Here is a 25,486-nt window from a genome sequence, read left to right on the forward strand (position 1 = left end):
GAGTTAAGAAATGACCATACTGTGACTGCAAGGCGGCGTATATTACGCATTTTTTTCATGAGATGAAAGGCCAAACTTTGAACAATACCCGGTTGTAGATCAATGAATCGTAAGCAATGATGAGCGCAAGAAATAAATATCATTATTAATCATGATTTTAACGTAAATCGCATTTTTTTTAACCGCTAATATTTTCCTGAAAGTTATCCGTTTTTATTGCATCTGCGACGGCGCTGACGGGATAATACGCTGTTTTTATAAGCAAAAGAGCACTTTCGAATGCGATCGTGCTCTCATTTCTGCTTATCATTTTGGCGAATTTACAAACAGAAACGTGGCCCGTAGGCCACGCTGGGGAGATTACCGTTTTTGACCGGTAATGCGACACCACTCTTCTTTTTCGACCACCGGGTCGAGCGTGAAGCGATCGGCATAGGCTTCGCACACGCTCTCGGCCTGGCTGGCCAAAATGCCCGACAGCCCTAACAGGCCACCGCTCACCGGCAGAACGCTAATCAGCGGGGCCAGCTCGCGCAGCGGACCGGCGAGAATGTTGGCGACCACCACGTCGGCCTGCATCTCGGCAGGCTGGTCCTGGGGCAGATACAGCTCCAGGCGCTCGGAGACGCCGTTGCGTTCGGCGTTGTCACGGCTGGCCTGAATGGCCTGCGGATCGATATCAATACCAATGGCCTTTGCCGCGCCCAGCTTCAGGGCAGCAATGGCCAGAATGCCGGAGCCGCAGCCAAAGTCGATTACCGTCTTGCCCACCAGATCGAGGCCGTCCAGCCACTGCAGGCACAGCGAAGTGGTTGGGTGCGTGCCGGTACCAAACGCCAGGCCTGGGTCGAGCATCACGTTAACTGCATTAGCATCCGGTACCTCGCGCCAGCTCGGGCAGATCCACAGACGCTCGCCAAAGCGCATCGGGTGGAAGTTCTCCATCCACTCGCGCTCCCAGTCCTTGTCTTCCAGCTGCTCGATCTTGTGCGCAAAGCCACTCCCCAGCAGAGGATGTCCCTCAAGGATAGCCACCACCTCTTTCATATCGGTTTCGGCGTCAAACAGGCCGATGACATCCGTATCGCCCCACAGGCGGGTCTCGCCCGGCAGCGGCTCAAACACCGGCGTATCGTGCGTATCCTGGAAAGTAATGGAGACCGCACCGGCTTCCAGCAGGGCATCGCTCAGCTCTTCCGCATTGGCACCGGTCGTATTCAGTTTTAGTTGGATCCACGGCATGGCAAAACTCTTTATTTATCAATTGAAATAGCGTTGGCTTTCGGAGTCGGGTGACCGAAGCGGTTCCCCACTACAAACGCCAGCAAACTTAACAGCAGCGACGGTACAATCGGGTGGAACCCGAGGTACTGAATATTAAAGGTCGCTAACAGGGCGTACAGCACGCCACCGACAATCATCGCGCTCAGCGCGCCGGCAGCATTGGCTCGCTCCCAGTACAGTCCCAGCACCAGCGGCCAGAGAAATACCGCTTCCAGTCCGCCAAAAGCCAGCAGGTTTAGCCAGATGATCATCTCCGGCGGACGCCAGGCTGCCAGCAGCAGTAGCGCCCCGAGGATCAGCGTGATCGCCGACGACATCCGCTTCAGGCGGCGTTCGTTGTGGATCTGATCCGGGCGCAGGTTCAGGTAGAGATCTTTGATGATCGTAGCGGAACTTTGCAGCAGCTGCGCGTTGATCGTCGACATGATCGCCGCCATCGGCGCAGCGAGGAAGATCCCGGCAGCAAAAGGCGGCAGCACTTTGACCATCAGGGTCGGGATCACCAGATCCGGTACCGTCAGGTCAGGGATCACCGCCCGTCCCAGCGCGCCCGCAAGATGCATCCCGAACATCAGGATCGCGACCACCACGGTGCCGATAATCATCCCCCGGTGCACCGCCTTGCTGTCCTTATAGGAGATGCAGCGCACGGCGGTATGCGGCAGGCCGATCACGCCGAAACAGACCAGCACCCAGAACGAGGTCATAAAGGTCGGGGAGAGGATATCGTTAGCGCCCTGAGGCGTCACCAGCTGCGGATCGATATGGCGTAGGGTCTCTACGGCGTTACCGAGGCCGCCTGCTGCATGCACCACGCCAATCAGCAGCACGATGGTGCCGATGAGCATCACCATGCCCTGCATGGCGTCATTAAGCACGCTGGCGCGAAAGCCACCGTAAGCCGTATACAGCGCGATGCTAATACCAAAGATCAGCAGGCCGGTTTCGTAGGGGATCCCCGCCGCCGACTCCAGCAGCCGTGCGCCACCGATGAACTGCACCGCCATCGCGCCGATAAACGCCACCAGCAGGCTAATGCTTGCCAGCCACACCAGCAGACGGCTCCGGTAGCGGCCAAACAGCATGTCGTTAAGGGTCACCGCGTTATAGCGCCGCGCCAGAATGGCAAATTTCTTGCCCAGAATACCCAGCGACAGCCAGACCGCAGGCAGCTGGATCATCGCCAGCAGCACCCAGCCGAGGCCATATTTATACGCTGCGCCTGGGCCGCCAATAAACGAGCTGGCGCTAATATAGGTGGCGGTCAGGGTCATCGCCAGCACCACGCCGCCCATCGAGCGGCCGCCGAGAAAGTATTCGTTTAGAAACGTTCCCGTTTTGCGCTGGCGCATGGCATAGACCGACAGGCCAAACACCACCAGCAGGTAGGCAACCAGAGGCAGGATCACTTCAAGCTGCATCATCATCCTCCAGCGGGATGTCGCGATAGATAAACTTCACCATTGCCCAACACAACAGAATAAACAGCAGCGGGATCAGCAGGCAGGCCATCTCAAACCAGTGCGGCAGACCGGTAAAGCCAATCTCCGGGTCAGGTAAGTAAGCACCCGCTAACCATGCAGCCAGATAGAAAAGGGTAAGCCACAGCGCCCAGCGGGCCTCTTTATGTGCCTGAACGAAACGTTGATCCATTATCGTTCCTCATAAACCAGCAAAGCGGGGATTGTACCCCAGGGAACTTTGCGATCCCCAGAAATAAAAAAGGGCCGGAAGATCCGGCCCTTGATGCGGCAAGCGCGCTTATTTTTCCTGAAGACCGAGCTTCTTCTCCAGATAGTGGATGTTGGTTCCACCGTGCTGGAAGTTCTCGTCGTTCATAATGCGGGTCTGCAGATCAACGTTGGTTTTGATACCGTCGATGATCAGCTCCTGCAGGGCGTTCTTCATGCGGGCAATCGCCACGTCACGGTTCTCACCGAAGCAGATCAGCTTACCGATCATGGAGTCATAGTACGGCGGTACGGTATAACCGGCATAGATATGGGACTCCCAGCGCACACCAAAGCCGCCCGGCGCATGGAAACGGGTAATTTTCCCCGGGCTTGGCAGGAAGGTATTCGGGTCTTCGGCGTTGATACGGCACTCGACCGCATGGCCTTTCACCACGACATCTTCCTGTTTGATGGAGAGCGGCTGACCGGCAGCAATACGCAGCTGCTCTTTGATCAGATCCACGCCGGTGATCATCTCGGTAACCGGATGCTCAACCTGGATACGGGTGTTCATCTCAATGAAGTAGAACTCGCCGTTTTCGAACAGGAACTCGAAGGTACCCGCCCCGCGGTAGCCGATATCCACGCACGCTTTCGCGCAGCGGTCGCCGATGAAGGTGCGCAGCTCTGGGGTAATACCCGGTGCCGGTGCCTCTTCAACCACTTTCTGGTGGCGGCGCTGCATAGAGCAGTCACGCTCCGCCAGATAGATAGCGTTCCCCTGACCGTCTGCCAGCACCTGAATTTCGATGTGGCGTGGGTTCTCGAGGTACTTCTCCATGTAGACCATGTCGTTATTGAAAGCGGCTTTCGCTTCCGCTTTGGTCATGGAGATGGACTGCGCCAGCTCGGCATCGCTGCGCACGACGCGCATACCGCGACCGCCGCCGCCGCCGGAGGCTTTGATGATCACCGGGTAGCCGATGCGTTTGGCATGGGCGCGGTTAGCCGCCATGTCTTCGCCCAGCGGACCGTCAGAGCCCGGTACCGTCGGTACACCCGCTTTCTTCATCGCGGTGATCGCAGACACTTTGTCACCCATCAGGCGAATGGTGTCGGCTTTCGGGCCGATGAAGACAAAGCCGGAGCGCTCAACCTGCTCGGCAAAGTTGGCGTTCTCAGAGAGGAAGCCGTAACCCGGATGGATTGCCATCGCGCCGGTGATTTCAGCGGCGCTGATGATAGCCGGGATGTTCAGATAGCTTTTTACGGACGGAGCCGGGCCAATACAGACCGTCTCATCCGCCAGAAGTACGTGTTTTAGATCGCGATCCGCAGTGGAGTGCACAGCGACGGTCTTAATGCCCAGTTCTTTACAGGCACGCAGAATACGCAGAGCAATCTCGCCACGGTTGGCGATGACAATTTTTTCCAGCATGTGCGCCTCGTTACTCGATAACGACCAGTGGCTCGTCAAATTCAACCGGTTGACCACTTTCCACCAGAATGGCTTTCACCACGCCGGACTTGTCGGCTTCGATCTGGTTCATCATTTTCATCGCTTCAACGATGCACAGGGTGTCGCCCGCGTTCACTTTCTGGCCAATTTCGATAAAGGCTTTCGCGTCCGGGCTAGGGGTGCGGTAGAAAGTCCCGACCATTGGGGAACGTACGATGTGGCCACTGATTTGCGCTGCCGCCGGTGCTTCGGCTACCGGAGCGGGGGCCGGTGCAACGGCGTTAGAGAGCGCAGGCTGCTGCATCATCGGTGCGGCATAGGCCTGCTGCATCACTGGATAGCCTGCGTTCGGTGCAGACCGACTGATGCGAACAGACTCTTCGCCTTCAGAAATTTCCAGTTCGGAGATGCCTGATTCTTCAACCAGCTCGATCAGTTTTTTAATCTTACGAATATCCATGAGTGGGTTCCGTACTCTTGTTTAGTGTGTTTGTGACAGGCGTTTAACCGCCGTCTGTAATGCGTATGAATAGCCGTCAGCGCCGAATCCACAGATGACGCCAGCAGCGATATCGGAGAGATAAGAGTGATGGCGGAACGGTTCGCGTGCATGAACGTTGCTCAGGTGGATCTCGATAAACGGGATATCCACGGCGAGCAGCGCATCGCGCAACGCTACGCTGGTGTGCGTAAACGCGGCCGGATTAATCAGGATATAGTCAATATTGTCTTTAGCCTGATGAATGCGGTCGAGTAGGACGTACTCTGCGTTCGACTGTAAATGCTCTAACCCGACGTTCAGCGCCTCCGCTTCCGCGGTTAAACGGTTAACAATTTCTGTTAACGTCAGCGTGCCGTACTTGTCTGGTTCACGCGTACCCAGCATGTTTAGGTTGGGGCCGTTTAAGAGCAAAATGTGCAACTTGTCCGCCATTGTGCTGCTATCTCCTGCAAATCTCCGGTAAAAAACAAAATATACCTTCGTTGCATGGTTGTCACGTTTTCAGCGCACGAAATGCCCTGTCGTGAAAACCAAGGTCGCACATTATAACGATTTCGTAGCATTTGGCAGCTAAATACTGGTCTTATCAGGGAAGATTATCTTACGCCCGCTGGAAAACGGGCGTAATGGCTATCAGAATTGTGGCAAACCGCACACATTACCGTACGATCGCTGCGCTATCGCCACCACTGGCGAAACTTCTTATAGCGCCAGGCAAGCAGGATAGAGGCGAGGGCGGCGTAGATAAGCGGCTGGGGCGACAGTACCTTGACCGACCACAGATAGTGAATGGGGGCGAGGATCGCGACCAGATAGACGAAATTATGCAGACGCTGCCAGTTTCGGCCCAGTTTGCGCTGTGCGGCCTGGGTAGAGGTCAGCGCCAGCGCCAGCAGAACCAGCCAGCTGACGATCCCCAGCGTCAGATAGGGGCGGGTTACCAGCTCCTGGCCCAGCAGCGCCAGGTTATTGATCCCCAGCTCCAGCAGCGAATAGCTCACCAGATGCAGCGATGCCCAGGCAAAGCACCAGAGGCCCAACAGACGCCGGGTGCGGATCAGCAGGGGTTGTTTACCATAGCGCGCCAGGGGGGTAATAAGCAGCGAGCCAAGCAGGAACTTTAGCGCCATTCTGCCGGTAAAGTGCTGGATATCCTTCGCCGGATCGGCGCTGAAGTAGCCCTGGCTGGCTGCCCAGAAGAGCCATAATAGAGGAAGCAGACCTGCCAGGTGCAGGACTACCTTGAGCCAGACGATCTGTTTTGCCGTGATGCGCACCTAGAAGTTCTCCCGAAGGTCCATGCCGCGATAGAGCGAGGCTACCTCATCGGCATAGCCGTTGAACAGCAGGGTCGGCTGGCGCTTGACGTCGAGAATGCCGCCCGAGCCGATAAACCGCTCCGTGGCCTGCGACCAGCGCGGGTGATCGACGTGGGGGTTCACGTTAGCGAAAAAGCCGTACTCGTTAGGGGCAGAGAGGTTCCAGGTGGTCGGCGGTCGCTCGCGGGTCAGCGTAATGCTGACGATCGACTTAATACCCTTGAAACCGTACTTCCACGGCACGGTCAGACGCACCGGCGCACCGTTTTGCGGCGGCAGCGCTTTACCGTAGACCCCGGTCGTAAGCATGGTCAACGGGTGCATGGCCTCGTCGAGACGCAGGCCCTCTACGTAGGGATACGCCAGCCCGCCGCCAATAAAGCGGTCTTTCTGGCCAGGCATCTGCTCTGGGGCGTAGAGCGTCTTAAACGCCACATATTTTGCGTTGCTGGTGGGCTGCACCAGTTCGAGAAGCTTGTGCAGCGGAAAGCCGATCCACGGCACCACCATCGACCAGGCTTCGACGCAGCGCATCCGGTAGATACGCTCCTCCAGCGGAAAGCGTCGGGTCAGATCGTCATGATCGAGAGTGATCGGTTTAGCCACCTCACCGTCGATCTTCAGCGTCCAGGGATCGGTTTTCATGCTGCCCGCGTTGGCGGCGGGATCGGCCTTGTCGAGGCCAAACTCATAGAAGTTGTTGTAGCCCGTAACCTTCTCCTCGGGGGTGAGGGGCAGGGTGCTTTGCCACTCGGCAGGCTTGCTGAACTCAAGCGGCTTACCCGCCGGGGCTTTCGGGCGATCGTTGCCTTTAAACCAGTCGAGCAGGTCGGCATGGGCAGCTGATGAGAGCGACATCGCCGTCGCGCTAATGCCCAGCGCTTTTAAAACCTGCCGACGTTGTAACATAAAAACGGACTCCGCCGTGACGTCCGCTTCCCTCAGCTTTCTCTTCTTCATTACACTCTCCGCCAGCGTCTCATACTAAGTGACTAAGACTATAAGCATGACGGAGGAGTCGCGTTAGTGCGAGCCTGTAATAAAAAATTGCCTGTCAGGCAATTTTAACCAGCGTACGCCCCTGGGCCTGGTTGTTAATAATCGCGGTAGCGAACTCCGGCGCTTGTTCAAGGCTAATTTCCGTTGCGCTCTGTTCGTAGAACGATTCGGGCAGATCCTGTGCCAGACGCGACCACGCGGCGGTACGTTTTTCAGCAGGTGTCATCACCGAGTCAACGCCCTGCAGACGCACGTTGCGCAGAATAAACGGCATCACGGTGGTCGGCAGCGCAAAGCCGCCCGCCAGGCCACAGGCCGCCACGCAGCCACCGTAGTTCATCTGGGCCAGCACCTTAGCCAGCACCTTATCGCCTACGGTATCCACCGCACCGGCCCAGAGCTGTTTCTCCAGCGGGCGGCTCTCGGCAAACTCGTCGCGGCCCAGTATACGGCTGGCTCCAAGACCCTTGAGGTAGTTATGGGTGCTTTCCCGCCCAGAGACCGCCGCGACCTGGTAGCCGAGCTTGTGCAGCAGAGCGACCGCCGTGCTGCCCACGCCGCCACTGGCGCCGGTAACCACAATTTCGCCGTCGGCAGGACGTACGCCCGCCTCTTCCAGCGCCATCACGCAGAGCATTGCGGTAAAGCCCGCCGTGCCGATGATCATCGCCTTACGGCCGTCCAGCCCCTGCGGCAGCGCCACTAGCCAGTCGCCGTTGACCCGAGCCCGCTGTGACAGGCCGCCCCAGTGGTTCTCCCCAACGCCCCAGCCGGTCAGCAGCACCTGCTGACCAACGTGAAAGCGCGGATCCTCGCTGGCATGAACCGTACCCGCAAAGTCGATACCTGGAATCATCGGAAAGTTACGGATAATTTTACCCTTGCCGGTGATTGCCAGCGCATCCTTATAGTTCAGACTGGACCAGGCGATATCCACCGTCACATTACCTTGCGGCAGCTGGCTATCGGCAATATCCTGCACCGAGGCGAGCGTGTTTCCATCCTGCTGTTCTAAAATCAAGGCCTGCATATCTCTTCTCCGGTTGCTTGATGATTGGCAAAAAATTTCTGAAGACTATACTCGCTAATTAAAACGCTATGCCGATTTAACGCAATAAATTGCCAGATGACCCGGTACAGGCGTCAGCTCTTAACCCACGGAGTTAACACACGGATGCGCTTAACGACGAAATTCTCGGCTTTTGTCACTCTGCTAACCGGGCTGGCAATCTTTGTCACGCTTCTGGGGTGCTCGTTCAGCTTTTACCGCGCCATTGAGCAGAAAGTTGCCGAGCGCGTGGAGTCGGTTGCGGCGGTAATCGACACGCGGCTGATTTTGCAGCCGCCTTCGGCGCTTGCGGTCCAGCTGGATGAGCTGATGGTGCCTGTTGATATCGTGCGCGTGGTGGTAAAGCAGGGGGAGCATATCCTGCTCGATCATGCACGCAGCGGCAGCTACCGTCCTGCAGGCAGCAGCGATCTGCATCGCGAACGCCTTGTCCCCTCGATTAAGAACCCAGGAACGAGCATCCTGCTGGTTTATCAGGATCCGATGGCCAACTACTTTCACTCGGTCATCACCACCGTACCGCTGACGTTCGCCGTTGGCTTTATGGTCATTATTATCTTTCTGGCGGTACGCTGGCAGCGCCGTCAGCTGGCGGGCCAGGAGCTGCTGGAGAGCCGGGCCACCCGGATCCTCAACGGCGAGCGCGGCCAGCGGGTGCGGGGCAGCATCCATGAGTGGCCCGCCCGGGCCAGCAGCGCGCTCGATCTACTGCTGACCGAGATCCATTTCGCTGGCGAGCAGCGCAGCCGTATGGATACGCTGATCCGCTCCTATGCCGCTCAGGACACCAAAACCGGGCTCAACAACCGACTCTTTTTTGATAACCAGCTGGCGACGCTGCTGGAGGATCAGGAGAAGGTTGGGTCGCACGGGGTGGTGATGATGATCCGCCTCCCGGACTTTGACCTGCTGCGGGACAGCTGGGGGGCCGCGGCCACCGAGGAGCACTTCTTTATTCTGATCAACCTGCTCTCAACCTTCATTATGCGTTACCCCGGTGCGCTGCTGGCCCGCTACCACCGCAGCGACTTTGCGGTGCTGCTCTCCCACCGCACGCTTAAAGAGTCTGAAAGTATCGCCGCGCAGCTGCTGAAGTCTGTGGACGTTCTGCCGCCGTCAAAGATGCTCGACCGGGAAGATATGATGCACATCGGCATCTGCGCATGGCGTAGCGGGCAGACCACGAGGCAGGTGATGGAGCATGCCGAGGCGGCGACGCGTACCGCCGTGTTGCAGGGGGCGAACAGCTGGGCGGTTTACGATGACAGCCTGCCGGAGAAGGGGCGCGGCAACGTGCGCTGGCGGACGCTGATCGAGCAGATGCTTAGCCGGGGCGGGCCGCGCCTGTACCATAAACCAGCCATCAACCGCGACGGCAGCGTCCACCACCGCGAGCTGATGTGCCGTCTCTTTGATGGCGAACAGGAGGTGATCTCCGCCGAGTATATGCCAATGGTGTTACAGTTCGGCCTCTCGGAGGAGTATGACCGGCAGCTCATTACCCGGCTGGTGACGTTTCTGGGCTTCTGGCCGCAGGAGACGCTGGCTTTACAGATCACCGTGGAGTCGCTCATTCGCCCTCGGTTCCAGCGCTGGCTGCGGGATACGCTGATGCAATGTGAAAAATCGAAGCGAAAACGCATTATTTTTGAACTTGCAGAGGCAGATGTTTGTCAACACATCAGTCGGTTACAACCGGTGGTACGTCTGATTAATGCTTTAGGTGCCCGCGTTGCCGTTACTCAGGCAGGTCTGACGCTGGTCAGCACCAGTTGGATCAAGGCGCTGGATGCCGAGCTGTTAAAGCTGCACCCAAGCCTGGTGCGCAACATTGAGAAGCGCACCGAGAACCAGCTGCTGGTACAGAGTCTGGTTGAGACCTGCAAAGGCACCCAGACCCGTGTCTTCGCCACCGGTCTTCGCTCCAGAGGCGAATGGCAGACGCTAATTGAGCGTGGTGTAGCAGGCGGGCAGGGGGATTTCTTTGCCGCATCAGAACCACTTGATGCAAGCGTGAAAAAATATTCACAAAGATACTCGGTTTGACCTGCCGTTTAATGTGTTTTCACGTAGAATAACGCGCGCTGTATCGCCTGGGGGTGTGCATGTCTGCCTGCCGGTCCGAATAGCGTAAGACAGTGAACGTCCTTTGATGCGTTACAAAATGATGAGGCGAGGAGCGCTGCTATACCGTGGAGTCCTGAAGGAGTCAGGCCAATTTGTAACCGAGGAAACGAACTGCACTAATTTTCACCGTAGCAGATGATTTTTGCGCCTTGTCGCTGCTGCGTGTGGTTGGTAAAGTAAGCGGATTTTGTTTTCCGCCCCAGCTTTCAGGATTATCCCTTAGTATGTTGAAAAAATTTCGTGGCATGTTTTCCAATGACTTGTCCATTGACCTGGGTACTGCGAATACCCTGATTTATGTAAAAGGACAAGGCATCGTATTGAATGAGCCTTCCGTGGTGGCTATTCGTCAGGATCGTGCCGGTTCTCCGAAGAGCGTCGCTGCTGTAGGCCATGAAGCTAAGCAGATGCTGGGCCGTACGCCTGGCAATATTGCGGCTATCCGCCCGATGAAAGACGGCGTGATCGCCGACTTCTTCGTCACGGAAAAGATGCTGCAGCACTTTATCAAGCAGGTGCACAGCAACAGCTTCATGCGTCCAAGCCCGCGCGTACTGGTCTGTGTGCCAGTTGGCGCAACCCAGGTTGAGCGTCGCGCTATCCGTGAATCCGCGCAGGGTGCGGGTGCACGTGAGGTCTTCCTGATTGAAGAGCCAATGGCGGCTGCAATCGGTGCTGGCCTGCCGGTGTCCGAAGCGACCGGCTCTATGGTGGTGGATATCGGTGGCGGTACGACCGAAGTGGCGGTGATCTCCCTGAACGGCGTGGTCTACTCCTCCTCCGTGCGCATCGGCGGCGACCGTTTCGACGAAGCCATCATTAATTATGTGCGTCGTAACTACGGCTCCCTGATCGGTGAAGCAACCGCTGAGCGTATCAAACACGAAATCGGCTCTGCCTATCCGGGCGATGAAGTGCGCGAGATCGAAGTCCGTGGTCGTAACCTGGCCGAGGGCGTGCCGCGCGGCTTTACCCTGAACTCTAACGAAATCCTCGAAGCGCTGCAGGAGCCGCTGACCGGCATCGTGAGCGCGGTGATGGTGGCCCTCGAGCAGTGCCCGCCGGAGCTGGCTTCCGATATCTCCGAGCGCGGTATGGTCCTGACCGGCGGTGGTGCGCTGCTGCGTAACCTTGACCGTCTGCTGATGGAAGAGACAGGCATTCCTGTCGTGGTTGCAGAAGATCCACTGACCTGCGTAGCCCGTGGCGGCGGCAAGGCGTTGGAAATGATCGACATGCACGGCGGCGACTTGTTCAGCGAAGAGTAGTCCGCATGAGGTCTGGGGTAACGCAGCCGTTGCCCCGATCTATCCGGCCTGAGAAGACGCATAGCCTATGAAGCCCATTTTTAGCCGTGGCCCGTCGCTACAGATTCGCCTGATCCTGGCGGTGCTGATTGCGCTTGGTGTCATTATCGCCGACAGCCGCCTCGGTACGTTCAGTCAGATCCGAACGTACATGGATACCGCCGTCAGTCCTTTCTACTTTGTCTCAAACGGTCCCCGTGAACTGCTCGACAGCGTGTCGCAAACCTTAGCCTCGCGCGATCAGCTTGAGCTTGAAAACCGGGCGCTGCGCCAGGAGCTGCTGCTGAAAAACAGCGAGCTGCTGATGCTGGGGCAGTACAAACAGGAGAACGCGCGTCTGCGCGAGCTGCTGGGCTCACCCCTGCGTCAGGATGAGCAAAAAATGGTCACCCAGGTCATCTCGACAGTGAACGATCCCTACAGCGATCAGGTGGTGATCGACAAGGGTAGCGTGAACGGCGTCTATGAAGGCCAGCCGGTGATCAGTGATAAAGGCGTGGTTGGCCAGGTGGTGGCGGTTGCCAAGCTCACCAGCCGCGTGCTGCTGATCTGCGATGCGACCCATGCGCTGCCAATCCAGGTGCTGCGTAACGATATCCGCGTGATTGCGGCTGGTAACGGCTGTACCGACGATCTCCAGCTTGAGCATCTGCCGGCGAATACCGATATTCGCGTCGGCGACGTGCTGGTTACCTCCGGACTCGGGGGCCGTTTCCCGGAAGGGTATCCGGTTGGCGTTGTCTCCTCCGTGAAGCTTGACACCCAGCGCGCCTATACGGTTATCCAGGCGCGTCCAATGGCAGGGCTCCAGCGTTTACGCTACCTGCTGCTGCTGTGGGGAGCCGATCGCAACGGCGCAAACCCGATGACCCCGGAAGAGGTACACCGCGTGGCCAACGAGCGGCTGATGCAGATGATGCCGCAGGTGCTGCCTGCGCCCAACTCCATGGGGCCGCCTGCGCCCGTCCCTGAGCCTGCTACCGGCCTTAACACGCCCTCGCAGCCTGCATCCGGGGGGCAATAGTGGCCAGCTATCGTAGCCAGGGACGCTGGGTCATTTGGCTCTCGTTCCTCATTGCGCTGTTGCTGCAAATTATGCCCTGGCCGGATAACATTCTTGTTTTCCGGCCAAACTGGGTACTGCTTATTCTGCTCTACTGGATCCTCGCCCTGCCGCACCGCGTAAATGTCGGTACAGGTTTAATGATGGGTGCCATACTGGATCTGATCAGCGGCTCAACCCTTGGGGTCCGCGCGCTGTCGCTCAGCATCATCGCTTACCTGGTTGCCCTGAAATATCAGCTTTTCCGTAACCTGGCGCTCTGGCAGCAGGCGCTGGTGGTGATGCTGCTGTCGCTGGCGGCAAATATCATTGTTTTCTGGGCCGAGTTTTTAGTCATCAACGTGTCGTTCCGTCCGGAAGTTTTCTGGAGCAGCATTGTTGACGGCGTGCTCTGGCCCTGGCTCTTCCTGCTGATGCGTAAAATCCGCCAGCAGTTTGCGGTGCAATAAAGGTATTTATGACAGATCTCTATCTTGCTTCTGGTTCACCACGCCGTCAGGAGCTGCTCACCCAGCTCGGCGTCTCTTTTGAGCGCATTATTCCGGGCGTGGAGGAGCAGCGCCATGCCCAGGAGAGCGCCCAGCAGTATGTGGTGCGCCTGGCGCGGGAGAAAGCCCAGGCTGGCGTTGCGCTGGCCGCGCGGGATCTGCCGGTGCTGGGGGCCGATACCATTGTCATCGTAAACGGTGAAGTGCTTGAAAAACCCAGAGATACCCACCATGCTGCTGCAATGCTGCGCCAGCTTTCGGGACAGACTCACCAGGTGATGACCGCCGTTGCGCTGGCTGACAGCCAGCGGGTGCTGGAGCGCCTCGTGGTTACCGACGTCACCTTTAAGGTGCTGGCTGAGCACGAAATAGAGGCCTACATTGCCAGCGGCGAACCGATGGATAAAGCAGGTGCGTATGGTATCCAGGGGCTGGGCGGCTGCTTTGTTCGCCGCATCAACGGCAGCTACTATGCTGTAGTTGGCCTGCCGCTGGTAGAGACCGGCGAACTGATAAGCGATTTTAACGCACTGCGTGAGGGAAGGGATAAACATGACGGCTGAATTGCTGGTGAACATAACGCCATCGGAGACGCGCGTCGCCTATATTGACGGCGGCATTCTGCAGGAGATCCACATCGAGCGCGAAGCGCGGCGCGGTATCGTCGGCAATATCTACAAAGGGCGCGTGAGCCGGGTCCTGCCGGGCATGCAGGCGGCTTTTGTAGATATTGGTCTCGATAAGGCGGCTTTCCTCCACGCCTCCGATATCATGCCCCATACCGAGTGCGTCGCCGGCGAAGAGCAGAAAAACTTCACCGTGCGCGATATCTCTGAGCTGGTGCGCCAGGGCCAGGATCTGATGGTGCAGGTCGTCAAAGATCCGTTGGGCACCAAGGGCGCACGCCTGACCACCGATATTACGCTGCCCTCGCGCTACCTGGTCTTTATGCCGGGGGCCTCCCACGTGGGCGTCTCCCAGCGTATTGAAAGCGAAAACGAGCGCGAGCGGCTGAAAAAGATCGTCGCGGAGTACTGCGACGAGCAGGGCGGTTTTATCATCCGTACGGCGGCCGAGGGCGTCTGCGAAGAGGATCTCGCCTCGGATGCGGCCTACCTGAAGCGCGTCTGGACCAAGGTGATGGAACGTAAAAAGCGTCCCCAGACCCGCTACCAGATGTACGGCGAGCTGGCTCTTGCCCAGCGGGTGCTGCGCGACTTTGCCGATGCCCAGCTCGACCGCATCCGCGTCGACTCGCGCCTGACCTTTGACGCCCTGATGGAGTTCACTGCGGAATACATTCCGGAGATGACCAGCAAGCTGGAGCACTACAGCGGGCGGCAGCCGATCTTCGATCTCTTCGACGTAGAGAATGAGATCCAACGCGCGCTGGAGCGCAAGGTTGAGCTGAAGTCCGGCGGCTACCTGATTATCGATCAGACCGAAGCGATGACCACCGTCGATATCAATACCGGCGCGTTTGTGGGACATCGCAATCTCGACGACACTATCTTCAACACCAATATTGAAGCGACCCAGGCCATTGCCCGCCAGCTGCGCCTGCGCAACCTTGGCGGCATTATCATTATCGACTTTATCGATATGAGTAATGAGGATCACCGCCGCCGGGTGCTGCACTCCCTGGAGCAGGCGCTGAGCAAGGATCGGGTCAAAACCAGCATCAACGGCTTCTCCCAGCTTGGCCTGGTGGAGATGACCCGCAAACGCACCCGGGAGAGCGTGGAACACGTGCTCTGCAACGAGTGCCCAACCTGCCACGGGCGCGGGACGGTCAAAACGGTAGAGACCGTCTGCTATGAGATCATGCGGGAGATCGTTCGTGTGCATCACGCCTACGATTCCGATCGATTCTTAGTCTATGCTTCTCCTGCAGTGGCAGAAGCGCTAAAAAGCGACGAGTCCCATGCGCTGGCAGAAGTGGAGATCTTTGTTGGCAAACAGGTAAAAGTACAAATTGAGCCGCTCTATAACCAGGAGCAGTTCGACGTGGTAATGATGTAATTACGCAGCATGCTGCGACACGAGCAAGGCCTGTTTTTTGGCTGACAAGGAGAGATGCGTGAGGCGATTGCCTGGGATACTGCTGCTGACTGCCGCAACGTTGATTGTCATCGTCGCGCTGCTGGTGAGTGGCCTGCGTCTTGTGCTGCCGCATCTCAATACCTGGCGTCCGGCGCTGCTGGCAAAGATTGAGGCGGCCACGGGAATGCCGATCAACGCCAGCTACATTGAGGCCAACTGGCAAAACTTCGGCCCGCAGGTTGAGGTGCGCGATATCAGCGCTGGCCTGAGCGACGGCGGTGAATTCTCGGTTAAGCGCGTTACCCTGGCCCTGGACGTCTGGCAGAGCCTGCTGCATCTGCGCTGGCAGTTTCGCGATCTCACCTTCTACCGGCTGCGCGTCTACACCAATACCCCAATACAGCAGGGCGACAGCCAGCAGGACATCGAAGGCAACCGTCTCAGCGATCTCTTTCTACGCCAGTTCGACCACTTCGATCTGCGCGACAGCGATATCAGCTTCTTGACCCCTTCCGGCCAGCGGGCCGAACTGGCGATCCCTCAGCTTACCTGGCTTAACGACAGCGCACGCCACCGGGCCGAGGGGCAGGTGAGCCTCTCCAGCCTCACCGGCCAGCACGGCGTGATGCAGGTGCGGATGGATCTGCGGGACGACAATGGCCTGCTCAGTAACGGACGCCTGTGGCTTCAGGCGGATGACGTCGACGTTAAGCCGTGGTTAGGCAAATGGATGCAGGATAACGTTGCCCTTGATAGCGCCCGCTTCAGTCTTGAAGGGTGGATGACCGTCAGCAAAGGCGAGATCGCCAGCGGCGATGTGTTGCTGAAAAAGGGCGGCGCAAGCTGGCAGGGCGAGGCGAAAACGCACCGTCTGAGCGTGGATAATCTGACGGCGCACGTGACCCGGACAGGGGAGCAAGGCTGGCAGTTCGCTATCCCCTCTACCCGCGTCACGCTGGATAATAAACCCTGGCCGAAGGGGGCGCTGACCCTGGCGTGGATCCCCGAGCAGACGGTAGGTGGCGTAAACAACACCCGTAGCGATGAGCTGCGCGTGCGCGCCAATCACCTTGAGCTTAGCGGCCTGGATGGTCTGCTGCCAATTGCTGAAAAATTCTCTCCCGCGCTGGGTGAGATCTGGCGAGCGATGCAGCCTGCCGGGCAGATTGAGCAGCTGGCACTAGATATTCCGCTTCAGGCCACGGATAAAACGCGCTTCCAGGCACGCTGGCAGGATCTCTCCTGGCAGCAGTGGAAGATGCTGCCGGGCGTCCAGCATCTGGCCGGAACCCTGAGCGGCAGCGCGGAGGATGGCCGGCTAACGGCTGAGGTGACCCAGGCCACCATGCCTTATAAAACCGTGTTCCGTGCTCCGCTGGAGATCAAAAAAGGGGTGGCGACCCTTAACTGGCTGAATAACAGCGATGGCTTCCAGCTGGATGGCCGCCAGCTGGATATTGAGGCCACCGGCCTGCGTGCCAGGGGTGATTTCCGCTATCTCAAGCCGACCCACGACGAGCCGTGGCTGGGGATCCTCGCTGGGATTAGCACTAACGACGCCGGGCAGGCGTGGCGTTATTTCCCGGAAAACCTGATGGGCAAAGCGCTGGTGGACTACCTGAGCGGGGCTATTCAGGGCGGCCAGGTGGATAACGCCACGCTGGTCTACGGCGGTAATCCGCATCTCTTCCCTTACAAGCACAATGAAGGGCAGTTTGAGGTGCTGGTGCCGCTGCACAATGCGGTGTACGCCTTCCAGCCCGGCTGGCCAGCGCTAAAGAATTTCGACATCGAGCTGGATTTCCTCAACGACGGCCTGTTTATGAAGAGCGATGAGGTCAGCCTCGGCGGGGTGCAGGCGCGCAACCTGGCGGCGGCGATCCCAGACTACCGAGAAGAGAAGCTGCTGATTGATGCTGACATCAATGGTCCGGGCAAAGAGGTTGGGCCGTACTTCAACGAGACGCCGCTGAAGGACTCTCTTGGCGCGACCCTTGACGAGCTTCAGCTTGATGGCGATGTGAGCGCTCGCTTACATCTCGATATTCCGCTGGACGGCGAGATTACCACGGCCAAAGGCGAGGTGAGGCTGCGGGATAACAGCTTGTTTATCAAGCCGCTGAACAGCACCCTGCACAATCTCAACGGCAACTTCAGCTTCGTGAACGGCAACCTGCAGAGCGAGCCGCTGACCGCCAGCTGGTTTAATCAGCCGCTCAACGTCAACTTCTCCACCACCGAAGGCAAAAAGGCCTACGAGGTGGCGATCGACATGAATGCAAACTGGCAGCCCGCCCGCACCGGCGTCCTGCCAAAACAGGTCAACGATGCCCTCAGCGGCAGCGTAGCGTGGAACGGCAAGGTCGGCATTGAGCTGCCTTACAACGCAGGTGCACGCTATAACGTGGATATTAAAGGCGACCTGAAAAATCTCGCCAGCCGACTCCCCTCGCCGCTGAATAAACCAGCAGGCCAGTCTCTGCCGGTGAAGTTGAACGTGACGGGCAATCTGCGCAGCTTCGATTTGACCGGGGCTGCGGGCAGCGATAACCATTTCAATAGTCGCTGGCTGCTGAATCAAAAGCTGACCCTGGACCGCGCCATCTGGGCCTCAGAGAGCCAGACCATTCCGCCGCTGCCGGCGCAAAGCGGCGTCGAGCTGAACCTGCCGCCGCTGGACGGCGCGCAGTGGCTGGGGCTATTCCAGCAGGGCGTGGCCAGCAACGTCAGCAGCGCTACGGCTTTCCCGCAGGCAATTACCCTGCGCACCCCGGCGCTCACCCTTGGCGGCCAGCAGTGGAACAACGTCAGCCTTGAGACGCAGCCCGTGGCGGGCGGCACGAAAGTCGACGTACAGGGGCGCGAGATCGCGGCGGCGCTGACAATGGCGGATAACAGGCCCTGGACCGCCGCCATTCGCTATCTCTACTACAACCCGACCCCGGTAACCAGCGAGCCGCTGTCGCCAAAAGCTTTGCTGACCGGCAAGACGCGGATCGATTTCAGCGGCTGGCCCGATCTTCAGCTGCGCTGCGCCGAGTGCTGGCTGTGGGGACAGAAATATGGCCGCATTGAGGGTGATTTTACCATCAAGGGCGATACGCTCTCCCTGGCCAACGGCCTGGTGGACAGCGGCTTCGCCCGCCTGACCGCCGACGGCGAGTGGGTTAACCGCAGCGGTGCCGAGCGCACGTCCATTAAAGGTAAGCTGCGGGCGAATAAGATTGATTCGGCCACGGAGTTCTTTGGCGTAACCACGCCTATGCGTGATGCGTCGGTCGATGCGGATTACGATCTCCACTGGCGTGATACCCCGTGGCAGCCGGATGTGGCCTCTCTTAACGGCGTGCTGCATACCCGCCTCGGCAAGGGGCAGATCGCCGACGTCAGTACTGGCCGTGCCGGGCAGCTGCTGCGTCTGCTGAGCTTTGACGCCCTGCTGCGTAAGCTGCGCTTTGACTTCAGCGACACCTTTAGCGAAGGCTTTTACTTTGACTCTATCCGCAGCACGGCGTGGATCAAAGATGGCGTTCTGCATACCGACGATACGCTGGTGGACGGCCTTGAGGCGGATATCGCCATGAAGGGATCGGTCAATCTGGTGCGCCGGGAGCTGGACGTAGAGGCCGTCGTCGCCCCAGAGATCTCTGCCACCGTTGGCGTCGCGGCCGCGTTCGCCGTTAACCCGATCGTTGGCGCAGCGGTGTTTGCCGCCAGCAAGGTGCTGGGGCCGCTGTGGAGCAAGGTCTCTATTCTGCGCTACCACATCAGCGGCCCGATGGATAAACCGCAGATCAACGAAGTGCTGCGCCAGCCGCGAACCCCGCCCGCGAAATAGCAATGATTTGACGAGTTGAGCGAATTGCCTCACTCTCAATAGAGTGAAATTTATAACCGCAACGCGCGGCAACCTGAGAGTAGCAAAACGATGAGTTTGAACCTGGTTAGTGAACAATTACTCGCGGCAAACGGCCTGAGCCATCAGGATCTGTTTTCCATCCTCGGCCAGTTGGCCGAGCGCCGTCTCGACTACGGCGACCTCTATTTCCAGTCGAGCTATCACGAATCCTGGGTTTTAGAAGATAACATTATTAAAGATGGCTCCTACCATATCGACCAGGGCGTAGGCGTGCGTGCCGTCAGCGGCGAGAAGACCGGCTTTGCCTATGCCGATCAGATCAGTTTGCTGGCCCTGGAGCAGAGCGCCCAGGCTGCGCGCACCATCGTCCGCGACGCCGGTGATGGCCGGGTGCAGACCCTCGGTGCAGTTGAGCATAGCGCCCTTTATACCAGCGTCGATCCGCTTCAGGGCATGAGCCGTGAAGAGAAGCTGGACATCCTGCGCCGGGTTAACAACGTGGCCCGTGCTGCCGACAAGCGCGTGCAGGAAGTCACCGCCAGCCTGACCGGCGTCTATGAGCTGATCCTTGTGGCGGCCACCGACGGCACGCTGGCGGCGGACGTTCGCCCGCTGGTACGCCTGTCGGTCAGCGTACAGGTGGAAGATGACGGTAAACGCGAGCGCGGCTCCAGCGGCGGCGGCGGTCGTTTTGGCTACGAGTGGTTCCTCAGCGACGCTGACGGCGAAGCGCGGGCGGACGCCTGGGCCAAAGAGGCGGTACGCATGGCGCTGGTGAATCTCTCTGCGGTGGCGGCTCCGGCGGGTACCCTGCCGGTGGTGCTGGGCGCGGGCTGGCCGGGCGTGCTGCTGCACGAGGCGGTAGGTCACGGTCTGGAAGGGGACTTTAACCGTCGCGGCACCTCAGTGTTCAGTGGCCAGATGGGCGAGCTGGTGGCCTCCAAGCTGTGCACCGTGGTTGATGACGGCACCATGATGAACCGCCGTGGCTCAATCTCTATCGATGATGAAGGCACGCCGGGTCAGTACAACGTGCTGATCGAAAACGGTATCCTGAAAGGCTACATGCAGGACAAGCTCAACGCGCGCCTGATGGGCGTGGCACCGACCGGCAACGGCCGTCGTGAATCCTACGCGCATCTGCCGATGCCGCGTATGACCAACACCTATATGCTGGCCGGGAAATCGACTCCGCAGGAGATCATCGAGTCGGTGGAGTACGGGATCTTTGCCCCGAACTTTGGTGGCGGCCAGGTGGATATCACCTCTGGTAAGTTTGTCTTCTCTACCTCGGAAGCCTACCTGATTGAGAACGGCAAGGTGACGACGCCGGTGAAAGGGGCAACCCTGATCGGCTCCGGCATCGAAGCCATGCAGCAGATCTCCATGGTCGGCAACGATCTCAAGCTCGACAGCGGCGTCGGCGTCTGCGGTAAAGAGGGGCAGAGCCTGCCGGTGGGCGTCGGCCAGCCAACGCTGAAGGTAGACAACCTAACCGTCGGCGGCACGGCGTAAGGCCTGCTCGCCTCTTCCTGCCGGTGATAGCCGGCAGGAAATCCCTCACTTCTCTTTTGCGCGTCCGCGCATGGTCTGAAACACCTGCGACACCTCCACAAAGTAGTTTGTCAGCGCATCGATACAGACCTGCACCTTCAGCGGCAGCTTATCCTTCTCGGTATAGAGGGCATACACCGGACGCGGATCCGACTGGTAGCGCGGGAAGAGGATCTCCAGCGTGCCACGGTTGATCTCGTCGATCACCCACATCAGCGGGACGTAGGCCACCCCTGCGCCCACCGTCAGCCAGCGGGTCAGGGTCATGGGATCGTTGGTGACAAAGCGTCCCTGGGGAACGATCTTCGTCGACAGTCCCTCCGGGGCGATCAGCTCAAACTCATTGTCGGGGCGCACGCTATACTCAAGCCAGGAGTGATTAGCGAGATCGGCTGGCTTTTCAGGTACGCCGTACTGCGTCAGATAGCTTTTTGCGGCGCAGACCACCATCGGCATGGCCCCTAGACGCCGGGAGAAGAGACTCGAATCCTGTAGCGCGCCCACGCGGATCACCACGTCCAGCCCATCGGCAATCAGATCCGGGGCAGGGATCCCGGTGACCAGATCCACCGACAGGCCAGGGTAGTCGCGCAGCATCTCGGCGGTCATTTTGGCCAGCACGTTCTGCGCCATGGTAGACGAGCAGCCGATGCGCAGGGTACCGATAGGGGTATTGTTAAAGGCATAGAGCTGTTCATGCACGTCCTGCGCCTCGTGCAGCATCCGACGGCAGCCCTGGTAGTAGATCTTGCCCGCTTCGGTCAGGGCCAGGCTGCGGGTGCTGCGGTTGAGCAGCTTAACCTGCAGCTCGTCTTCCAGTCTGGCGACGATCTGGCTGATGGAGGAGACGCTCATCTGGAGTTGTCGGGCAGCGGCGGTGAACGATCCTAGCTCAACCACTTTGGCGAACACCGACATACGTTTTAATCTTTCCATTGTTCACTCTGGCTTAAAAGTGATTTAGATAACACAATATAGATAACAACATAACAGTTACGGTAAAATACTGTTAGCTAAGTAACAGACACGTCACTCTCGCCCGGCCTCTCCGGCCCTTATTCCTGCGGTGACGTGAATAATAAACCATCGCCTGCACGCTCTCTAATCAAGGTTAACATGAGTCTGTTTCCCGTTATCGTGGTCTTCGGCCTGTCGTTCCCGCCGATATTCTTCGAGCTACTGTTATCGCTGGCCCTCTTTTGGCTGGTGCGCCGCGTGCTGATCCCGACCGGGATCTACGATTTTGTCTGGCATCCAGCGCTGTTTAATACAGCTCTCTACTGCTGCCTGTTCTATTTATTGTCGCGCCTGTTCGTCTGAGGTTGATGTGAAAACGTTTATAAAAAATATCTCTCGTACCGCTATCACCGTGATTCTGGTGATACTGGCTTTCATCGCTATTTTTCGTGCCTGGGTCTACTACACCGAGTCGCCGTGGACGCGCGACGCCCGCTTTAGCGCCGACGTGGTGGCGATTGCCCCTGACGTCGCCGGGCTTATCACCGATGTGAAGGTCCATGATAACCAGCTGGTGCAGAAAGACCAGGTGCTGTTTACCATCGACCAGCCGCGCTACCAGAAAGCGCTGGAGGAGGCCGAGGCGGATGTCGCTTACTACCAGGCGCTGGCTACGGAAAAACGCCGGGAAGCCGGACGGCGTAATAAGCTCGGCATCCAGGCGATGTCCCGGGAAGAGATTGACCAGGCGAATAACGTCCTGCAAACCGTGCTTCACCAGCTGGCAAAAGCCGAAGCCACGCGCGATATGGCGAAGCTGGACCTGGAGCGCACGGTGATCCGCGCCCCGTCCGCCGGTTGGGTAACCAACCTTAACGTCTATACCGGCGAGTTTATCACCCGTGGTTCAACGGCGGTGGCGCTGGTAAAACATGACTCCTTCTACGTGCTGGCCTATATGGAAGAGACCAAGCTGGAGGGCGTGCGTCCCGGCTATCGCACCGAAATTACGCCGCTTGGCAGTAACCAGGTGCTGAAAGGCACGGTGGACAGCATCGCCGCCGGGGTGACCAACGCCAGCAGCAGCCGCGATGCCAAAGGGATGGCGACCATCGACTCTAACCTGGAGTGGGTCCGTCTGGCACAGCGCGTGCCGGTGCGTATCCGCCTCGACAGCCAGCCGGGCAACCTGTGGCCGGCGGGCACCACCGCGACGGTGGTGATCACCGGGGAGAAAGACCGGGACGCCAGCCAGGACTCCTTCTTCCGCAAGCTGGCCCACCGTCTGCGTGAGATGGGCTAAGCACGATGGGTATTTTCTCCATCGCCAACCAGCACGTGCGCTTTGCCATCAAGCTGGCCTGCGCCATTGTGCTGGCGCTGTTTGTTGGCTTCCACTTTAATCTTGAAACGCCGCGCTGGGCGGTGCTGACGGCAGCGATTGTGGCCGCTGGCCCGGCCTTTGCCGCCGGGGGCGAACCCTACTCGGGAGCGATCCGCTACCGGGGCATGCTGCGTATCGTCGGCACCTTTATCGGCTGCGTTGCTGCGCTGGTGATGATCATCGGCATGATCCGCGCCCCGCTGGTGATGCTGATGGTCTGCTGTCTGTGGGCGGGCTTCTGTACCTGGCTCTCCTCGCTGGTGCGGGTTGAGAACTCCTACGCGTGGGGCCTGTCGGGCTACACCGCGCTGATCATCGTCATTACCGTGCAGGCCGAACCGCTGCTGACCCCACAGTTTGCCGTTGAGCGCTGCAGCGAGATCGTCATCGGGATCGTTTGCGCTATCGTGGCCGATCTGCTCTTCTCGCCGCGCTCGGTGAAGCAAGAGATCGACCGTGAGCTGGACAGCCTGCTGTTGGCGCAGTACCAGCTGATGCAGCTCTGCGTGCAGAATGGCGACGGCGATGAGATGGATAAGGCCTGGGGGGCGCTGGTGCGGCGTACCAATGCCCTGGACGGGATGCGTACCAACCTCAATATGGAGTCGTCGCGCTGGACGCGGGCCAACCGCCGTCTGAAGGTGATCAATACCCTGTCGCTGACCCTGATTACCCAGGCGTGTGAGACCTGGCTGATGCAGCAGTCGCGCCCAGAGCTCGTCACCGATACGTTTCGGGAGCTGTTCGCCACGCCGGTAGAGACGGTGCAGGACGTGCATAAGCAGCTCAAGCGGATGCGCCGGGTACTTGCCTGGACCGGCGAGCACGACACGCCCATCACTATCTATAGCTGGGTCGGCGCAGCGACGCGCTTTCTGCTGCTTAAGCGCGGGGTAATTGGCAATACCCGCATCAGCGCGACCGAAGAGGAGGTGCTGCGCGCCGAGGCGGTGGTAAAAGCGGAGTCGGCAGAGCGGCACCATGCGATGGTTAACTTCTGGCGCACCACGCTCTCCTGTATGTTAGGGACCCTGTTCTGGCTCTGGACTGGCTGGACCTCTGGCAGCGGGGCGATGATCATGATTGCGGTGGTCACCTCGCTGGCGATGCGCCTGCCCAACCCGCGCATGGTGGCGATGGACTTTGTCTACGGCACGCTGGCGGCGCTGCCCATCGGGGCGTTCTATTTTCTGGTGGTGATGCCTGCCACCCAGCAAAGCATGCTGTTGCTGTGCATCAGCCTGGCGGTGCTGGCCTTCTTTATCGGCATTGAGGTGCAGAAGCGGCGTCTGGGATCGCTTGGGGCGCTGGCGAGCACCATCAACATCCTCGTGCTGGATAACCCGATGACCTTTGAGTTCAACCGCTTCCTCGACAGTGCGCTGGGGCAGATTGTCGGTTGCGTGCTGGCTCTGCTGGTGATCCTGCTGGTGCGGGATAACTCCCGGGCGCGCACCGGCCGCGTGCTGCTGAACCAGTTTGTTTCGGCGGCGGTCTCGGCGCTGACCACTAACACGGCACGGCGTAGAGAAAACCACCTGCCCGCGCTCTATCAGCAGCTCTTTTTACTGCTGAACAAGTTCCCGGGGGACGTGGGCAAATTCCGTCTGGCGTTGACCATGATTATTGCCCACCAGCGTCTTCGCGATGCGCCGATCCCGGTGAATGCCGATCTCTCTGCTTTCCACCGTCAGCTACGGCGTACGGCAGATAGCGTTATTGCCGCCCGCAGCGACACGACGCGCCGCCGCTACTTCAGCCAGCTGCTGGAGGAGCTGGAGGTCTACCAGGAAAAACTTCGCGACTGGGACGCACCGGAGCAGGTCACCCATCCGGTGAAACGGCTGGTAGATGTGCTCCACAAATACCAGTCTGCGCTGACTACTCGCTAACTGGCGTTTTGCCAAAAGGGTAGGACGGGTATGTGAGTTTGCGGTAATTTCCGTTCACTTCATACATTTTACTCATCTGTAAATTCCGCACACGTGAACGTGCCAGGGTGGCTCGCCGCCACCACCCTGGCGACCCGGGCTCCCGGCAGGGAAAATCGCCGCTTTGCGGTTCCCTCGACTTATCCCTTCCGGCTTTCGGGTCGGGCGTGAGGTAACTTCCCTGTAAGGCACGCCCTCAGCCCGCATCCATGCGGGCTGCCCCGGCCGGAAGTGAATGCCTCGGCGATTTTCAGCCGGACCCAACACCTCGCTTTAATTCCGAGCCTACAGCGATTTCTTTGTTGCTGTGGAGTACGGTCTCACAGCGAGGTGTTGAGTCCCCGCGGGGCCGCGGGGATCGATAAGGGGGCCGCGGTGGCCCTCTTATCCCGTTCACGAATGACGTACGCCATATGTAGTTCCCGGCATGAGGTGAACGGAACAGATTCACTGGGGCCACATACTTCC

21 protein-coding genes are annotated in these 25,486 nt (G+C 58.9%); 11 read left to right on the top strand and 10 right to left on the bottom strand.

Translation table 11 applies throughout. The features are described from left to right. Positions 1-360: 360 nt before the first annotated feature. The 9 genes from prmA to NR795_RS17555 all read right to left on the bottom strand — a co-directional run bounded on the left by prmA (position 361) and on the right by NR795_RS17555 (position 8,266). Positions 361-1,242 carry a 50S ribosomal protein L11 methyltransferase gene (gene prmA, locus NR795_RS17515; RefSeq protein WP_144817427.1) on the bottom strand — a complete coding sequence of 294 codons (882 nt, stop codon included), beginning with the start codon at positions 1,240-1,242 and terminating at the stop codon, positions 361-363. Between the two features lie 11 nt (positions 1,243-1,253). Next, positions 1,254-2,705, bottom strand: coding sequence for a sodium/pantothenate symporter (panF, locus tag NR795_RS17520; protein WP_257759082.1), 1,452 nt, complete (start codon positions 2,703-2,705; stop codon positions 1,254-1,256). Further along, on the bottom strand, positions 2,695-2,937 hold the full coding sequence (locus NR795_RS17525) for a YhdT family protein (protein ID WP_257758880.1): 243 nt from the start codon (positions 2,935-2,937) through the stop codon (positions 2,695-2,697). Before NR795_RS17525 ends, panF begins: the two co-directional genes overlap by 11 nt. Before the next feature lie 108 nt (positions 2,938-3,045). Further along, complete coding sequence (accC, locus tag NR795_RS17530) at positions 3,046-4,395, bottom strand: acetyl-CoA carboxylase biotin carboxylase subunit (RefSeq protein WP_144817429.1); 1,350 nt, start codon at positions 4,393-4,395, stop codon at positions 3,046-3,048. Positions 4,396-4,405: 10 nt separating this feature from the next. Then, on the bottom strand, positions 4,406-4,876 hold the full coding sequence (gene accB / locus NR795_RS17535; RefSeq protein WP_042389989.1) for an acetyl-CoA carboxylase biotin carboxyl carrier protein: 471 nt from the start codon (positions 4,874-4,876) through the stop codon (positions 4,406-4,408). Between the two features lie 21 nt (positions 4,877-4,897). Continuing rightward, positions 4,898-5,350, bottom strand: a complete 453-nt coding sequence (gene aroQ / locus NR795_RS17540; RefSeq protein ID WP_103821398.1) for a type II 3-dehydroquinate dehydratase — start codon at positions 5,348-5,350, stop codon at positions 4,898-4,900. A 245-nt stretch (positions 5,351-5,595) separates the two neighbouring features. Further along, entirely contained in the window at positions 5,596-6,195 is a 600-nt protein-coding gene (gene msrQ, locus NR795_RS17545) for a protein-methionine-sulfoxide reductase heme-binding subunit MsrQ (RefSeq protein ID WP_144817430.1), read from the bottom strand. Beyond that, entirely contained in the window at positions 6,196-7,197 is a 1,002-nt protein-coding gene (msrP, locus tag NR795_RS17550; protein ID WP_257758881.1) for a protein-methionine-sulfoxide reductase catalytic subunit MsrP, read from the bottom strand. A gap of 94 nt (positions 7,198-7,291) precedes the next feature. After that, a complete protein-coding gene (locus NR795_RS17555; RefSeq protein WP_257758882.1) occupies positions 7,292-8,266 on the bottom strand; it encodes an MDR family oxidoreductase in 975 nt (324 codons plus the stop codon). A gap of 144 nt (positions 8,267-8,410) precedes the next feature. Here NR795_RS17555 and csrD point away from each other — a divergent pair, with 144 nt between their 5' ends. From csrD to tldD, 8 genes are all read left to right on the top strand, one after another. Continuing rightward, complete coding sequence (csrD, locus tag NR795_RS17560; protein ID WP_257758884.1) at positions 8,411-10,351, top strand: RNase E specificity factor CsrD; 1,941 nt, start codon at positions 8,411-8,413, stop codon at positions 10,349-10,351. A 305-nt stretch (positions 10,352-10,656) separates the two neighbouring features. Continuing rightward, the gene (mreB, locus tag NR795_RS17565) at positions 10,657-11,700 is read left to right on the top strand and encodes a rod shape-determining protein MreB (protein WP_006818047.1); all 1,044 of its coding nucleotides are present in this window, start codon (positions 10,657-10,659) and stop codon (positions 11,698-11,700) included. 67 nt (positions 11,701-11,767) lie between these two features. Continuing rightward, complete coding sequence (mreC, locus tag NR795_RS17570) at positions 11,768-12,763, top strand: rod shape-determining protein MreC (RefSeq protein ID WP_144817434.1); 996 nt, start codon at positions 11,768-11,770, stop codon at positions 12,761-12,763. Further along, complete coding sequence (mreD, locus tag NR795_RS17575; RefSeq protein ID WP_042390004.1) at positions 12,763-13,251, top strand: rod shape-determining protein MreD; 489 nt, start codon at positions 12,763-12,765, stop codon at positions 13,249-13,251. The genes mreC and mreD overlap by 1 nt, the downstream gene beginning before the upstream one ends. An 8-nt stretch (positions 13,252-13,259) precedes the next feature. Beyond that, entirely contained in the window at positions 13,260-13,853 is a 594-nt protein-coding gene (locus NR795_RS17580) for a nucleoside triphosphate pyrophosphatase (RefSeq protein ID WP_257758886.1), read from the top strand. After that, positions 13,843-15,312, top strand: a complete 1,470-nt coding sequence (gene rng, locus NR795_RS17585; RefSeq protein WP_257758888.1) for a ribonuclease G — start codon at positions 13,843-13,845, stop codon at positions 15,310-15,312. The genes NR795_RS17580 and rng overlap by 11 nt, the downstream gene beginning before the upstream one ends. A 58-nt stretch (positions 15,313-15,370) precedes the next feature. Next, on the top strand, positions 15,371-19,171 hold the full coding sequence (gene yhdP, locus NR795_RS17590) for an AsmA2 domain-containing protein YhdP (RefSeq protein WP_257758889.1): 3,801 nt from the start codon (positions 15,371-15,373) through the stop codon (positions 19,169-19,171). 90 nt (positions 19,172-19,261) lie between these two features. Further along, positions 19,262-20,707: a metalloprotease TldD gene (tldD, locus tag NR795_RS17595; RefSeq protein ID WP_257758890.1), complete on the top strand. Its 1,446-nt coding sequence runs from the start codon at positions 19,262-19,264 to the stop codon at positions 20,705-20,707. A 45-nt stretch (positions 20,708-20,752) separates the two neighbouring features. Here tldD and aaeR read toward each other — a convergent pair whose 3' ends face one another. Continuing rightward, positions 20,753-21,682 carry an HTH-type transcriptional activator AaeR gene (gene aaeR / locus NR795_RS17600; RefSeq protein WP_144817439.1) on the bottom strand — a complete coding sequence of 310 codons (930 nt, stop codon included), beginning with the start codon at positions 21,680-21,682 and terminating at the stop codon, positions 20,753-20,755. Between the two features lie 180 nt (positions 21,683-21,862). Here aaeR and aaeX point away from each other — a divergent pair, with 180 nt between their 5' ends. Genes aaeX through aaeB form a run of 3 tightly spaced genes read left to right on the top strand, consistent with a single transcriptional unit; the run spans position 21,863 to position 24,979 of the window. After that, positions 21,863-22,066 carry a p-hydroxybenzoic acid efflux pump operon protein AaeX gene (aaeX, locus tag NR795_RS17605; RefSeq protein WP_042390018.1) on the top strand — a complete coding sequence of 68 codons (204 nt, stop codon included), beginning with the start codon at positions 21,863-21,865 and terminating at the stop codon, positions 22,064-22,066. 7 nt (positions 22,067-22,073) lie between these two features. Then, positions 22,074-23,006 (top strand): p-hydroxybenzoic acid efflux pump subunit AaeA, encoded by a 933-nt coding sequence (gene aaeA / locus NR795_RS17610; protein WP_144817440.1) that lies wholly within the window; start codon positions 22,074-22,076, stop codon positions 23,004-23,006. A 5-nt stretch (positions 23,007-23,011) separates the two neighbouring features. After that, complete coding sequence (gene aaeB, locus NR795_RS17615; protein WP_257758891.1) at positions 23,012-24,979, top strand: p-hydroxybenzoic acid efflux pump subunit AaeB; 1,968 nt, start codon at positions 23,012-23,014, stop codon at positions 24,977-24,979. Positions 24,980-25,486: the final 507 nt, after the last annotated feature.

The organism is Pseudescherichia sp. L3 (genome assembly GCF_024656065.1).
Taxonomy (GTDB): Bacteria; Pseudomonadota; Gammaproteobacteria; order Enterobacterales; family Enterobacteriaceae; genus Pseudescherichia.